At 66.4% G+C, this 13834-nt stretch carries 16 protein-coding genes; 12 read left to right on the forward strand and 4 right to left on the reverse strand.

The genetic code is table 11. From position 1 onward, the window contains the following. The first annotated feature begins 52 nt into the window (after positions 1-52). Genes NUW51_RS01930 through NUW51_RS01945 form a run of 4 tightly spaced genes read left to right on the forward strand, consistent with a single transcriptional unit; the run spans position 53 to position 2362 of the window. A complete protein-coding gene (locus NUW51_RS01930) occupies positions 53-466 on the forward strand; it encodes a rhodanese-like domain-containing protein (protein WP_265562253.1) in 414 nt (137 codons plus the stop codon). After that, positions 463-1110, forward strand: a complete 648-nt coding sequence (locus NUW51_RS01935; RefSeq protein WP_265562254.1) for a hypothetical protein — start codon at positions 463-465, stop codon at positions 1108-1110. The genes NUW51_RS01930 and NUW51_RS01935 overlap by 4 nt, the downstream gene beginning before the upstream one ends. Next, the gene (locus tag NUW51_RS01940; protein ID WP_265562256.1) at positions 1107-1559 is read left to right on the forward strand and encodes a GNAT family N-acetyltransferase; all 453 of its coding nucleotides are present in this window, start codon (positions 1107-1109) and stop codon (positions 1557-1559) included. The genes NUW51_RS01935 and NUW51_RS01940 overlap by 4 nt, the downstream gene beginning before the upstream one ends. 47 nt (positions 1560-1606) lie before the next feature. Continuing rightward, positions 1607-2362, forward strand: a complete 756-nt coding sequence (locus NUW51_RS01945; RefSeq protein WP_265562258.1) for an SIMPL domain-containing protein — start codon at positions 1607-1609, stop codon at positions 2360-2362. Positions 2363-2377: 15 nt separating this feature from the next. On the opposite strand, the gene NUW51_RS01950 is transcribed toward NUW51_RS01945, so the two are convergent. Continuing rightward, on the reverse strand, positions 2378-2665 hold the full coding sequence (locus NUW51_RS01950; RefSeq protein WP_265562260.1) for a GNAT family N-acetyltransferase: 288 nt from the start codon (positions 2663-2665) through the stop codon (positions 2378-2380). 36 nt (positions 2666-2701) lie between these two features. Next, positions 2702-3388 (reverse strand): queuosine precursor transporter, encoded by a 687-nt coding sequence (locus NUW51_RS01955; protein ID WP_265562262.1) that lies wholly within the window; start codon positions 3386-3388, stop codon positions 2702-2704. Between the two features lie 142 nt (positions 3389-3530). On the opposite strand from NUW51_RS01955, the gene NUW51_RS01960 reads away from it, so the two are divergent. The 8 genes from NUW51_RS01960 to NUW51_RS01995 all read left to right on the forward strand — a co-directional run bounded on the left by NUW51_RS01960 (position 3531) and on the right by NUW51_RS01995 (position 11715). Then, complete coding sequence (locus NUW51_RS01960; RefSeq protein ID WP_265562264.1) at positions 3531-4523, forward strand: adenosine kinase; 993 nt, start codon at positions 3531-3533, stop codon at positions 4521-4523. After that, complete coding sequence (locus NUW51_RS01965; protein ID WP_265562266.1) at positions 4520-5104, forward strand: LOG family protein; 585 nt, start codon at positions 4520-4522, stop codon at positions 5102-5104. The genes NUW51_RS01960 and NUW51_RS01965 overlap by 4 nt, the downstream gene beginning before the upstream one ends. A gap of 28 nt (positions 5105-5132) precedes the next feature. Beyond that, positions 5133-6428 carry a NupC/NupG family nucleoside CNT transporter gene (locus NUW51_RS01970; protein WP_265562270.1) on the forward strand — a complete coding sequence of 432 codons (1296 nt, stop codon included), beginning with the start codon at positions 5133-5135 and terminating at the stop codon, positions 6426-6428. A 46-nt stretch (positions 6429-6474) separates the two neighbouring features. Beyond that, positions 6475-7416, forward strand: coding sequence for an isopenicillin N synthase family dioxygenase (locus NUW51_RS01975; RefSeq protein ID WP_265562272.1), 942 nt, complete (start codon positions 6475-6477; stop codon positions 7414-7416). After that, a complete protein-coding gene (locus NUW51_RS01980) occupies positions 7413-7742 on the forward strand; it encodes an alkylphosphonate utilization protein (RefSeq protein WP_265562274.1) in 330 nt (109 codons plus the stop codon). The genes NUW51_RS01975 and NUW51_RS01980 overlap by 4 nt, the downstream gene beginning before the upstream one ends. Before the next feature lie 58 nt (positions 7743-7800). Next, positions 7801-8616: an alpha/beta hydrolase gene (locus NUW51_RS01985; protein ID WP_265562276.1), complete on the forward strand. Its 816-nt coding sequence runs from the start codon at positions 7801-7803 to the stop codon at positions 8614-8616. Then, entirely contained in the window at positions 8613-9398 is a 786-nt protein-coding gene (locus NUW51_RS01990) for an acyl-CoA thioesterase (RefSeq protein WP_265562277.1), read from the forward strand. The genes NUW51_RS01985 and NUW51_RS01990 overlap by 4 nt, the downstream gene beginning before the upstream one ends. Positions 9399-9513: 115 nt before the next feature. Continuing rightward, positions 9514-11715, forward strand: a complete 2202-nt coding sequence (locus tag NUW51_RS01995; RefSeq protein WP_265562280.1) for a S41 family peptidase — start codon at positions 9514-9516, stop codon at positions 11713-11715. Here NUW51_RS01995 and NUW51_RS02000 read toward each other — a convergent pair. Then, positions 11712-12494, reverse strand: coding sequence for an SDR family NAD(P)-dependent oxidoreductase (locus NUW51_RS02000; protein ID WP_265562282.1), 783 nt, complete (start codon positions 12492-12494; stop codon positions 11712-11714). The genes NUW51_RS01995 and NUW51_RS02000 overlap by 4 nt on opposite strands. Positions 12495-12511: 17 nt before the next feature. Continuing rightward, positions 12512-13678 carry a GGDEF domain-containing protein gene (locus NUW51_RS02005; RefSeq protein WP_265562284.1) on the reverse strand — a complete coding sequence of 389 codons (1167 nt, stop codon included), beginning with the start codon at positions 13676-13678 and terminating at the stop codon, positions 12512-12514. Positions 13679-13834 lie beyond the last annotated feature (156 nt).

Genomic DNA, 13834 nt, shown 5'->3' on the forward strand with positions numbered 1-13834 from the left:
CAGCGCGGCGGTGCGGTCAAGACGATGGTGACACCGTAAAGGAGCAATCATCATGACCAATGCCGTGACCGCCGTTCCCCCCGCGCCCAGTGCCGAAGCGCTGGCGCATTTCGAGAAGAGCTTTGCCTTCGAAACCGATTGCTGGGACGTGCATCAGGCGATGCAGTCGGACGATCCGGGCTTCGTGCTGCTCGACGTGCGCGGGCCGGATGCCTTTGCCGAGGGTCATGTGCCGGGCGCGCGCCACCTGATGCACGGCAAGATCGTCGGGTCCAAGCTGCGCGATGATCCCGAGGGCACGCTCTACGTCGTCTATTGCGCGGGGCCGCATTGCAACGGCGCAGCGCGAGCGGCGGTGCGGCTGGCGGGGCTGGGGCGCCCGGTCAAGGTGATGCCGGGCGGGATCACCGGCTGGATCGACGAGGGATTCGCGCTCGAGACCGGCGCGGCGGAGGCGGCGGCATGAGCGGCGCGATCAACGAGAACTGCCCCTGGTCAGGCAATCCCGTCGATGCGGGCAGCCTGACCGATTATCGCGGGCAGGTGGTGGGCTTTTGCAACCCGGGCTGCCGCGACAAGTTCGCCGCCGCCACCAGCATGTTCGATGCTGCGATCGAGGCGAAGCGGCCGGTGGCCGAGCTGATCGCGCATCGCGACGGCGGGCATGAGGTTTATGCGCCGCGCACCTATCGCGACTTCGGCGTGCTGGCGCTGGGCGCCTCGCGCTTCAAGGCTTATGGCATCGAAGCTCCGGGTAGCGCGCTCGACGCCGATGCGGCGCTGGCGGCGGTGACGCGCTATGCCCGCGCTTGCCCGCATGTCTGGACCGTGCCCGAGAGCGCGCTCGGCCATGTCATTGTCCATCGCGGCGAGGAAGCGGACTGGCTACTCGCGGGCTGGTGGATCGGCGGCGGGATCCTGCGCGGGCTGGTGGCGAGAAGCGAGGTGGGCGCGCTCGATTTTGCGCCCGCCGACAGCAGCCTCGTCGGCTGTGTCTGGGAATTGCGGCTGGTCGAGCATGAGCGGCAGGCGTGGGTGCGCCACATGATGCGCGAGACACCCGACGTGGACGGCTTTCTTGCCGATCGCCATGCGGAGGGGCTGTTTTGAGCCTTCATGTCTCGCCCATGCGGCGCGGGGAGGAGGGGGCGGTGCTGGCGCTGATGCGTGGGCTCGCCGCGTTCGAGCATTATCTCGACGACTTCGCGGTGACCGCGGCCGACCTAGAACGCTTCGGCCATGGCAAGGCGCGGCGCTTCACCGCCCATGTCGCCCGGCTGGACAGCGTGCCGGTGGGGGTGGCGGTGACGCATCGGATCGACTGGACCTTCGATCTCAGGCCCGTGCGCGTGCTGAAGGAGATGTTCGTCGCGCCCGAGGCACGCGGCTCGGGTGCGGGGGCGGCGCTGTTTGCCGCGGTGCGCGCCGAAGCTGTAGGCGAGGGCGCGGGGCGCGTGCGCTGGCTGGTGCTCGCCGACAACGACCCTGCCAAGGCCTTTTACGCTTCGCAGGGCGGGCGACATCTGGCGCAATGGGAGACGTGGGAACTCGCGCTCTGAGACAGGCGTATCGTTTCGGTAGCGTCTTGTTTCAAAGGAGCCTTTCGATGCGTCACTTTCTTGCCGCGCTGGCGATTGCCACCGCGCTTTCCACGCCTGCTGCTGCGCAGGTGATCGAAGCCGACCTTCAACAGGCGATGCAGACGCCGCTCCTGTCGCTCAGCGTCCAGGAAACGGTCGAGGCGCCCGCCGATATCGTGCGGCTGCAATTCGGGGTGATGACCCGCAACGAGAGCGCGGCGGTCGCGATGAGCGAGGCGACCGAGACGATCAAGCGCATTCGCGAGGCGCTGGTCGCGAGCGGGGCCGAGGCCAAGGATATCGACACGCGCTCGATCAACCTCGGGCGCTGGACCGAATATGACCGCGTCAATCAGAAGCAGCTCGACCTGGGGTTTCAGGCGTCTTCGTCGGTCGAAGTCGAGGCGCCGCTGACGATCGACGTGCTCCGCATGATCGACCGCGCGACGGCGGCAGGCGCGAACAACGTGTCGGGGCCCTATTTCGATTATGACGACCGGCTGGGCCTGCGTGCCGAGGCGCGGCGACGCGCGGTCGCGCGGGCCAAGGCGGAAGCGGCGGAATATGCGCGGCTGTGGGGCTTTTCACGCGCGACGCTGGTCGACATCCAGACCGGCCCGTCGACCAATCGCGATGCCATCATGATAACGGGAAGCCGGGTCGGGCCGCCGCCGCCGCCGCCGCCGCCGCCCGAACCCGAGCGCGACGGCTATGCGCCCGCCGTCGCGGGCGATATCGGCGAGAGCGTCTATCTCGGATTAACCTTCGCGCTGGTGCGCTAGGCCCAGTCAGGCCAGCTAGGCCTTGATGACGTCGTCCCAGTCCGAATGCTTCTCGGCCTCGGCCTTCATGTAGGGGCAGACGGGGATGATCTTCCATCCTTCGGCCCGGCTCTTCGTCACGGCAGCCTGTGCAAGCTTGCCCGCGATGCCCTGCCCGCGCGCCGACGGGGGCACGAAGGTGTGGTCGATCATGATGAGCTCGGCATTGGTGCGGCTGAAGGTCATTTCGGCCTCTTCGCTCACACCTTCGGGGGTCGCGTGCCAGCGGCCGCGGCCCCCGTCTTCTTCGAATTTGATGTTCATGATGGGGCGAACCTTCGACCCTAGGCGGAAGTTGCCTCAGGCGGCGACTTCGGGCCTCGGCGCATCGAGGCGGCGGCCGATGGCGACCATCGCGTAGATGAGCGGCGGGAAGAGGACGGCCGAGAGGACGACCTTGGCGAGCATCTGGCCGATCATCAGATTGGCGATCGGGAAGACACCGTAGAAGGCGACCGAGACGAAGATGAGCGTGTCCAAGGCCTGGCTGATCATCCCCGCGACCGAAGAGCGCAGCCACAGGAGGCGACCGCCGGGGCGGCGCAGCTTGTCGAACAGCCACACGTTGAGCAGCGTCGAGATGCCGTAGGCGAGAATGCCGCCGAGCCAGATGCGCGGGGTCGAGGAGAGGAGGAGGTTGAAGGCGCTGAGGCGCTCGCCGTCCATTTCGGGCGCTGCGGGGAGCGCCAGGATGATGACCGTGAGAAGCGAGGAGATGATGAGCGGTACGAAGCCGAACAGCACCATGCGGCGGCCAGCAGTGGCGCCGAACATCTCGGTCACCGCCGAAGAGGTGACCACCAGCATGAGGAAAGCGAAGATGCCCGCCTCGACCGCCAGGGTGCCGACGCCGGGGAGCGGGAACAGCTCGACCTGCTTGTTGGCGAAGACGCCGGCGATACAGACCATGCCGCCATAGAAGACGGCGAAGGCGAAGAGCGACAGGGGAATGGCGGTGGGCGCGGGGCGCGAAGTCGTTTCGGTCATGGCCCGTGTTGCTGCCCATTTTTGGCGACAAAGAAAAGGCTTTTCATTGACGCTTAACGCCTGCGCCATTAGGCGAGCGCCAATCCAAGAGGCGCGCCTCATGGCGGCGCCCGGCCCCGTTATCAGCAGCTTAGAAGACCAGATGCCCGAGACCCGTTTCGATATTGTCGCCATGGGCGATGCGATCGTCGATGTGATCGCCCCCGCGACGCCCGAGTTTCTCCAGCAGCATTGCCTGCCGGTGGGCTCGATGCAGCTGCTGACCCCGCTCAAGGCCGACCATCTCTATGCCTCGATGGGCGTGGCCGAGGAGCATTCGGGTGGCTCGGCAGCCAATTCGATGGCGGGCGTTGCAGGTCTTGGCGGCAAGGTCGCCTTCATCGGGCAGGTCGCCGACGACCAGTTCGGCAAGGTCTTCCGCCACGACCTGACCGCCATGGGCGTGCATTTCGACACGCCTGCGCTGGAGGCCAATGCCGATTGCCCGACCGGGCGCTGCCTCATTCTCGTGACGCCCGATGGGCAGCGCACGATGAACACCGCGCCGGGCGCGAGCCACGAACTGGTGGCCTCTGCGGTGAGCGAAGAACTCGTGAAGGCCAGTCGCATCCTCTATCTCGAAGGCTATCTTTTCGGCCCCGACAAGCCGCGCGCGGCGATGATGGAAGCGCGAAAGATGGCGCATGGGGCGGGCAATGAGACTGCTTTCACCCTGTCGGAAAGCGTCATCATCTCCGAGCGGCGCGACCGTTTCACCCGTTTGATCGAGGAAGGCGGCATCGACCTCCTGTTCTGCAACGATCATGAGGCCAGGCTGCTGACCGGGCATGACGATGTGCTCGCGGCGGAAATGGCACTGGCGACCAAGGTGAAGACGGCGGTCGTCACGCACGGCGCGGCGGGCGCGAGCGCCAATCACGACGGCAAGCGGGTGATTGTGCCCGCGGTGCCGGTCGCCGAGGTGGTCGATACCACCGGCGCGGGCGACCTGTTCGCGGCGGGCTTCCTCGCCGCCTATACGAAGGATAAGCCGCTCGAGAAATGCCTCGAGACGGGCGCCATTTGCGCCGCCGAGGTGATCAGCCATTATGGCGCGCGGCCCGAGGCCGACCTGAAGGAGCTGACGAGCCTGTGAGCAAGAGCGACATCGGACGCATCGCCATCTACTGCGGGCACCAGGCGGGGGCGAACCCTGCCTATGCCGAGATGGCCGTAAAGCTCGCCAGCGCGATGGCCGAACGGGGCATCGATCTCGTCTATGGCGGCGGCAAGCTGGGGCTGATGGGCATCGTCGCCGACACCGTCCTCGAGGCGGGGGGCAAGGTCTATGGGGTCATCCCGCAGAGCCTCATCGACGTCGAGGTCGCGCATCCGGGCCTCACCGAACTGCATCCCGTGCCGGGCATGCACGAGCGCAAGGCCAAGATGACCGAATTGACCGATGCCTTCGTCTGCCTGCCGGGCGGCATCGGGACGATGGACGAACTGATGGAAGCCTGGACGTGGAACGCGCTGGGCTATCACGCCAAGCCCTTCTGCCTCTTGAACGTCAATGGTTTCTGGGACGGCTTCGCCAGCTTCTGCGACCGCGTCGCGGACGAGGGCTTCATGTCGGCGGATCGCCGCCAGCAGCTGTTGATGGCGCACGACCCGGTCGAGGCCATCGAAAAGCTGGACGAAGCGTCCAAGGCCCGCCAACAAGGCATGGTCTGGTAAGAAGATAACGCCGGGGGAGGGCGATACAGTGCAGGTACTCATGAGCTTCGCGGGGATCGCGCTGATCCTCCTTCTCGCCTTTCTCCTGTCGAACGACAAGAAAGCCATTCGCCTGCGCGTCGTGGGCGCGGCTTTCGCCTTGCAGGCAGGGATCGCCGCCCTCGTGCTGGCGACCGATTGGGGCGCACGGATCCTCGAATGGATGGCGGGCGGGGTGTCCTCGCTGCTCGGCTATTCGGCGGCGGGCACCCAGTTCATCTTCGGCCCCATCGCCAGCCCCGAGATCGGCGGCAACAGCTTCGCCATCGCGGCGCTGCCCGTGATCATCTTCTTCGCCGCGCTCATCTCGATCCTCTATTATCTCGGCGTGATGCAGCTGATTATCAAATGGGTCGGCGGCGCGCTCCAGAAGATCACCGGCATCTCCAAGGTCGAAAGCCTTGCCGCGGCGGCCAACATCTTCGTCGGCCAGTCGGAAAGCCCGCTGGTGGTGAAGCCCTATCTCGCCGCGCTGCCGCCGCAGAAGATCTTCACCATCATGTCGGTCGGCATGGCAGGCGTCGCGGGCACGATCCTCGCCGCCTATGCGGCGATGGGCATCGACATCGAATTCCTGCTGGCGGCCGCCTTCATGAGCGCGCCCGGCGGTATCCTCATGGCCAAGATCATCATGCCCGACCCCAAGGTGGTTGCACCGGTTGGCGACGACGCCGAACTGGCCGAACAGGGCCGCAGCCCCAAGGGCGGCGCGGCGGCGGCACTGAACGACCATGTCGAAGAGGTCGATGCGCATGACGGGGAGGAAAAGCCCGCCAACATCATCATGGCCGCCGCCATGGGTGCGCAGACGGGCGTGAAGCTCGCCGTCGCGGTCGCCGCGATGGTGCTGAGCTTCGTCGCTCTGGTCGCGCTGGCCAACGGCATCCTGGGCGGTGTCGGCGGCTGGTTTGGGTTGGAAGACCTCACCTTCCAGAAGATCGTCGGCTTCATCTTCCAGCCGATCATGTATCTGATCGGCGTGCCGTGGGAGGAAGCCAATGTTGCAGGCGGCCTGTTCGGCACCAAGGTCGTCTTGAACGAATTCGTCGCCTTCATCGATCTGGGCGCGCTCGAAGGGCTGTCGCAGCGCACCGTGGCGATCGTCACCTTCGCGCTGTGCGGTTTCGCGAACTTCTCGTCGATCGCGATCCAGATGGCGGTGACGGGCGGGCTCGCGCCCAACCAGCGTCCGGTGATCGCCAAGCTGGGCCTGCGCGCGCTGGCCGCCGGTTCGCTCGCCAACCTGATGAGCGCGGCGCTTGCGGGGCTGTTGCTCTCGCTTTGACGCGCGTCAATTGAACCGTAAGGCATTGAGGGCTAAAGGGCCTCGCATGACCAAGACCATTACCAGTGAAAGCGTCGCGACCGTCAGCTTGAAGGACGATCCCGATACGCTCGCCCGCGACCTCGGCAACAGCTTTGTCGACTATGGTTTCGCCATCGTGCGCGACCATGGCATCCCGCAGGACCTCATCGACGAGGCGCATGAAAAGGCGGCGGCCTTCTTCGCGCTGCCCGAGGATGTGAAGAAGAAATATCACATCGCCGGCGGCGGCGGGGCGCGCGGCTATACGCCGTTCGGCATCGAGACCGCCAAGGGTGCCAAGGCCTACGACCTCAAGGAATTCTATCACGTCGGGCGCGACCTGCCCGAGGGGCATCGTTTCCGCGACCATATGGCCGACAATGTCTGGCCCGAGGAAATCGCCAGCTTCGAGACGACCTTCAAGAAGCTCTATGCCGAGTTCGACAAGGCGGGCGAGCGCCTGCTGCGCGCCGTCGCGCGTTTCCTCGATATCGAGGAAGACTATCTGGTCGACGCTATTCGTGACGGCAACAGCGTGATGCGCATGCTGCATTACCCGCCGATCCCCGCCCAGCCGGGCGAGCATATCCGCGCCGGTGCACATGGCGACATCAACGCCATCACGCTGCTCTTGGGGGCCGAGGAAGCGGGTCTCCAGCTCCTTACCAAGGAGGGCGAATGGCTCGACGTGAAGCCCAAGGAGGGCGAGCTGGCGATCAATATCGGCGACATGCTCGACCGGCTGACCAACGGCTATCTGCCTTCGACCCAGCACCGCGTGATCAATCCGGCGCCGGAGCGCGCGAGCAATGCGCGCTATTCCATGCCCTTCTTCCTGCATTTCCGTTCGGACTTCATGATCGAAGCGCTTCCCAGCTGCGTGCCCGAGGGCGAGGAGCCGAAGAACCCGCCGATCACCGCAGACGACTACCTCCAGCAGCGCCTGGCGGAGATCAAGCTCAAGTGAGCGATGACGAATGGGTCTATGACGAGGTGACGGGCGACTGGATGCCCGCCTCGGAACTGGCCGAAAAGGAAGCGACACGCGCCGCCGCCACGGCTGCGTCCGACGAGGATGCGGTGGTGGTGCGCGACGCGGTCGGCAATGTGCTGGCGGACGGCGATGCCGTGACGCTGGCCAAGGATCTCGAGGTTAAGGGGGCGGGCCATACACTCAAGCGCGGCACGCTCATCCCCTCGATCCGCCTGACCGGCGACGCGCAGGAAATCGACTGCAAATATCCGGGCATCAAGGGCCTCGTCCTTCGCGCCGAGTTCGTGAAGAAGCGCTGAGGCTGGCCAGCGCGCATCGCATCGCCTTATGAAAGTGGCGAACCTCGCGGAGATGCCCATGCCTGCCATGCTTGCACTATCCCTTGCCCTTGCGATGCCCGCCGCGGCGCAAGAAGCGCCGCCGCCCAACCATCTGGCGGCGCTCCAGGGCGGCTATCATCATGTGGAGAGTGAGGCGACGGGGCGCTCTTATCATGTCTATGTGCGGCTGCCGGAGGGATATGCGGGGGGCGAGGAGACCTATCCCACCGTCTACCTGCTCGATGGCGATGCCACCTTCCCGATGCTCGCGCCCGCGCATCTGCTGCTCCATTACGAGGACAAGCTGCCCGAGGCGATCATCGTCGGCATCGCTTATGGCACTTTCGGCGAAGGCAATCATCGTGGCCTCGATTTCACCACCACCGCCATCCCGGACAATCCCGAGGGCGGGCAGGCGCCGCTGTTCCAGCGTTTCCTTCACGAGGAGGTCGCGCCGCTGATCGAGTCGCGATATCGAAGCGACCCCGAGCGCCGTATCCTGCTCGGCAATTCGCGCGGGGCCAACTACGTCCTCTTCGATGCGTTCACGACGCCCGATTTCTTCTGGGCTCGGATCGCCAGCAACCCCTCGACCGCGCCCGATGGCGACAAATGGTTGGACGAGCCGGCTACGGCGACGCGCGCGGACCTCCACCTCGCCATGACCAGCGCCGATGGCGACCATCCGCCCTTTCGCGCTTATGCCCGGCGCTGGATGGGGCATTGGAGCGAGGCCGAGAACACGCCATGGACGGTCCACGCCATCGATGTGCCTGACGCCACCCATGCCGCCGATATTCCCCGTGCCTACCGCGCCGCAATGCGACGCTTCTTCACCGACGTGGCCGAATGAGGCTCGGCGAGGTGTTCGATGCGCTCGTCCGCGACGGCGACCGTTTTACCATCACCGCGCCTGAGGCCTGGGCGCAGGGGCGTACGCTCTATGGCGGAATGACGCTGGCGCTCGCGCACGAGGCGGCGCGGCGCTATTTCGACGACCTGCCGCCATTGAGGAGCGCGCAATGCGTGTTCGTCGGGCCGGCGGCGGGGCGGGTGCATTTCCTCCCCGGCATCCTGCGACAGGGGCGGTCGACGACCATGGTGGCGGTGGAAGCGGTGAGCGATGACGGGCCGGTGCTGCGCGCGAGCTTCGTCTTTGGCGCACGGCGTGACAGCGTCGTGCAGGTCGATCCGCCAGCTTTGCCCGACGTGCGATCGCCCGCGACGTCGGGTCCGTTGTTCGGCCAGGGCAACGACCGCGCGCCGGGATTCACCGCCAATTTCGACATGCGCCTCGGCGGCGGGTCGCAGGGATTGTCGGGAGGCGCGCCGATGATGGCGACCTGGGCGAAATTTCGCGAGGCACCGGGGGGCGACCCGGTCTCGGCGTTGCTCGCGCTCGCCGATGCACCGCCGCCTGCTGCGATCACGCGCTTTCCCGCGCTGGCGCCCCTGTCGAGCGTGACCTGGCATCTCGATCTCGTCGCAAAGCCCGTGGACGTCGATGGCTGGCACCTGCTCCTCGCCGAGGCAGAGCATAGCGGCGAGGGCATGACCACGCAGGACATGAAACTGTGGAGCGAGGATGGGCGGCTGCTTGCGACCGGACGGCAGAATATCGCGATTTTTGCCTAAAGGACACATCCCCGGCGGCGCTTGATCGGCGCATGCGGTCGCTTGTCGAAAGTGACTTCGCCTTCACTGCCCGGTCCGCCCAATCCTTCGCGCCTGTCCATGACGTGGAGGATCTATGTTCGTCTCGCTCGCTGCGCTTGCTTTCGCGCTCCAGCCCGTTCCCCCTGCTCCCAGCGAAGCGCAATATAAGCGCACCGAGCGGTTCATCCGCTTCGCCAATGACGTCCGGCTGTTCCATGTTGAGGGCGAGCGTGCGACGGGGCGGCAAGCGGAGGCAGCGTTTGCCGCGCTGGCACCGCGCATCCTCGCCTCGACCAGCGAAGAAGAAGCCGAGGCGATGGCGCTGCGCTATGCCGAGCTGTCGGGCGGGGGCGTGGCGCTGGGCGACAGTTTTGCGGCTCGGCTCGTCGACGCGCCGGTCGCGCTGCGCGATGATCTCCTCATCGTCGACTGCGCGCAGCTCGGCCCCGACGCCTTCGATCCTGACCATACGCTCGCCGACCTCTATGCGCGGGCCTTCTCCGAGGATGTGGTGTTCGATTGTCGAGGTATGGCCGATCCCCGCGCGGCGCGGCAGGCCGAACTGGTGCTGGCCTATGTGGTGAGCGACCGGCTCGCGCCGACCAGCGCGACGGGACTGCCCGCGGTGCACCAGCGCCAGCGTTTCTATGAGGGCTGGGTCCCCGACGTGGGAATGAGCAGCGGCGGCTATGTCGTCGGCTATGTCGAACCCGAAGTCGCACCGGCGAGCGCCCCCGATGGCAGCGTTGAAAGCTTCCATGCGACGGTGCTGGTCAATGCCGCGTCGGCGGACGTGTCGACCGTCTTCGCGGGCGCGCAGGCGGCGGGCATCGCGACCATCGTCCAGGTCGGTCCCTATGACGGCGCGGGACTGTCGCGCACGGAAGATTATGACATTGCCGTGCCGACTGCGTCTGCGCGGGTCGCAGGCGAGAAAGTGAGACCGAAGGCCTGCTTACCCGCCGATATCGACGAGGCACAGCTGATCGCGGCACTGAAGGCGCATCGGGCGGGTGGGACGCTGCCCGCATGCGGCGCATCCGACATCGCCCCCGTGCCGCTCGTGCCCGCCGAAGAGGTGGATTGGGAGGATCACGAGACGCTGCCGGGGCTCGGCGCGCGGCTCACCGCGCTGCTGCGGCTGTGGGGAACGATCGAATATTTCAATCCCTATGACGCGCTCAACGACGAGGACTGGACCGAGGCGCTAGGACGGCATCTGCCCGCCTTTGTCGAGGCGGCGACGCGCGAGGACTATGACTGGGCGGTACAGCGCCTGATCGCCGAGATCGACGACAGCCATGTCCGCTTCGAGGGCATGACCAACGTCTATGCGCGCGCGCTGACGCACCAGCCCGGTTTCGCGCTGGTGGCGTCGGACTGCGACTATTTCGTGTCGCGCGTGGTCGATCCGGCGCTTGAGGGGCAGGTCGCGGTCGGCGATCGCCTCCTGTCGATCGACGGCGAGCCGATTGCCGAGGCCTCCGCACGGATGGCGCGGCTGGCCTCTTCCTCGACCCGCGATGCCGCGTGCCTGCGCAATTCCGTGACGCTTCTTGGCGGGAGCGAGGGCAGCGAGACGCAGGTCGAATTCGAGCGTGACGGTCGGACGATCAGCCTCAGCCTCGTGCGCGATACGGCCCGCGAGGCGCTCCAGATGGCGCCCGACGACACGCCCACCCACCGCGCGATCGACGAGAAGGTTTATTATGCCGACCTCGATCGGCTGACGCGCGGCGAGGTGGCGGCGATGTTCGAGGCGGCGGCAGCGAGCGAGGCGCTGATCCTCGACATGCGCGGCTATCCCGCCGGCACGGCGTGGGTCGTGGCGCCGCGCCTGGCGAGCGAGGCGACCGACGAGGCGGTCGCGGCGCTGTTCCGGCGACCGATGTACAAGGGGCCGGGGGCGCCGCTGTCGCACTGGTCGGCGTTCGAACAGCGCGTGCCGCCGCGCGGGGATGCGCCGCGATACGACGGCAAGGTGGTGGTCATCACCAACGCTCGCGCGATCAGCCAGGCCGAACATACGATCATGTTCATCAAGGCGGCGCGGCCCGAGGCCGTGGTCGTCGGAAGCCCCACCAACGGGGCCAATGGCGATGTCAGCAAGATCCGCCTGCCGGGCGGGCTGGTGGTGCGTTTCACCGCGCATGACGTCCGCCACCCCGACGGCCGCCAGCTGCAGCGTGTCGGCATCCAGCCCGACGTGCTCGTCTATCCCACCGCCGAGGGGATCGCGGCGGGGCGCGATGAATTGCTCGAGCGGGCGCTCGTAGAAGCGCGCCGCGCCGACTAGCTGCGTTTCTTCTGACCCGCCGCGACCATCTTGAGGAGGGTGCGGCGGGGCACGAAGGGCGTGATGCGCTTCAAAAGGATCGAAAGCTTCTTCTCGTTGATGGTAATGAGCTCGCCCTTCATCATCGCGTCATAGCCATGCTGAGCCACCGAGAGCGGCGAGGCGCCGCCCTGTTTGACCATCTGCGTGTCGCGAAGGTCGGCGCGGTCGGCGAATTCGATCTCGACATAGCCCGGCGCGAGCGCGGTGACGGTGACGCCGGTGCCGTGGAGTTCGTGGGCGAGCGCCTGGCTGTAGCTGTTCACGAAGGCCTTGGTCGCGAAATAGACGGCCTGGCCGGGGCCCGGCACGAAGCCTGCGGTCGAGCCGACGTTGAGGATCTTGCCCGAGCCGCGCGTCACCATGTCCTTGGCGACCAGCCAGGTTAGCGTGACGAGCGCTTTGATGTTGAGATCGATCATATCCATCTCGGTCGACAGGTCGCGGGCGAGATGGTTGCCGCCCCCGCCAAAGCCCGCATTGTTGATGAGGATGTCGGGGGTGAGGCCGGCGCTCGTGATTTTTTCGTACAGCGCCTTGGCCTGCGCGTGACCCGACAGGTCGTGCGCGAAGACATGGACGCTGATTCCGTGACCGCTTTCCAGCTCCTGCTTGAGCGCGGTCAGTTCGTCCTCGCGCCGCGCGGTGATGGCGAGATCGCCGCCCTTGGCCGCGTGGAGCCGGGCGAATTCCTTGCCGATGCCCGAGGAGGCACCGGTGATGAGGGCGAGGTTGGGCATGGCGGCGGCTCCTTGGTTCAGGCGATGGCGATGCGCGGGACGTCGCGCGGGGCAGTGTCCTGGTCGCTACCCGCGACGACCGTGCAATTGCGACCCCTCGACTTGGCGGCATAGAGCGCGCCGTCGGCACGCTGCAGCGTATCGGCGAGGAGGTCGCCGCGACGGTGGGGCGCAAGGCCGAAACTGGCGGTCAGTGATGCAAGCTTGTCCATGCCCTCGATCCGCACCGCGGCGAAGCGACGACGTGCCTGGTCGATCCGGCTCTGCGCCTTATCGAGGTCGAGCCCGGGCAGATAGAGCGCGAATTCATCGCCGCCCATGCGCCCGGCGACGGGGGCGGCGTCGCGCAGGATGGCGGCGAAGGCGGCGATCGCCTTGTCGCCGCTGGCATGGCCGAAGCGGTCGTTGACCTGCTTGAAATGATCGATGTCGCAAAAGGCGACGACCCCGCCACGCCCCCTCGCGAGCGCGACCTGTTCGCGAAATGCCTCGCGATTGTAGAGGCCGGTGTCGGGATCGCGCGCCATGCGGAAGCGAAGTTCGCCAATGAGCTGGCTCAACCCGCGCGTGATGAGCAGGAGCACGATCGCACTGGCGAGGAGCCCGGTCGCCAGCAGCGCGCGCGTTTCCATGTTGCTGGAGATGAAGACGCCGATGTCGGTGCTCGCATCGAAGTTGGAAAGCCACCAGGGGATGCGCGCAAAGAAGACCAGCGCGATGCCGCCCAGAAGGCCGACCAGCGGATAATCGAGGACGTTGCGTTCCCGATTGGTGGCGAGGCGATAGGCGGGCTCGAGCGTCGCAACTCCCAACAGGCCTTTCAGGAACACGGCGACGTAGAGGTAGGGCGCACCGAGGAACAGGAGGAGGGTGGCGAGCATGCTGAGGCCCGCGATGGCGGCCCAGAATTTCGGGTGGCGATCCTGGCTGCCGGTCACCAAGCGCACCGCCTGGCTGATGCAGAAGATGGCGCAGGGCATGGCGATGATCGCCGCCGAGACTTCCCAACGGCTGGTCGGCATAGCTTCGAGCGCGAGCGCGAGCGCCGCGCAAAAGAGCAGGGCGCCGGTCAGCCAGCCGAGCGAGCTCTCGCGTCGCATGGCCGCGTAGAGCGCACAACATTTGAGCGCGAGGAAGATGAAGATGCCGAGCTGAACGCTCAGCACGCTGATGGTCTGGGTCATGGTGCCTTCCGCTCGACTTCGAAGCGATTCAATCGTTGCCCTTGGCAACGCGCGGGAAGGCCCTTTGGTCCTCCTGCACCAGTGGCAGTCAGATCCATTATGCGCACCGTCCATAACGGCTGATGTTCAAAAAGGGTGGAGGGCGCGTTAGCCATC

Source organism: Sphingomicrobium arenosum, assembly GCF_026157085.1.
Lineage (GTDB): Bacteria > Pseudomonadota > Alphaproteobacteria > Sphingomonadales > Sphingomonadaceae > Sphingomicrobium > Sphingomicrobium arenosum.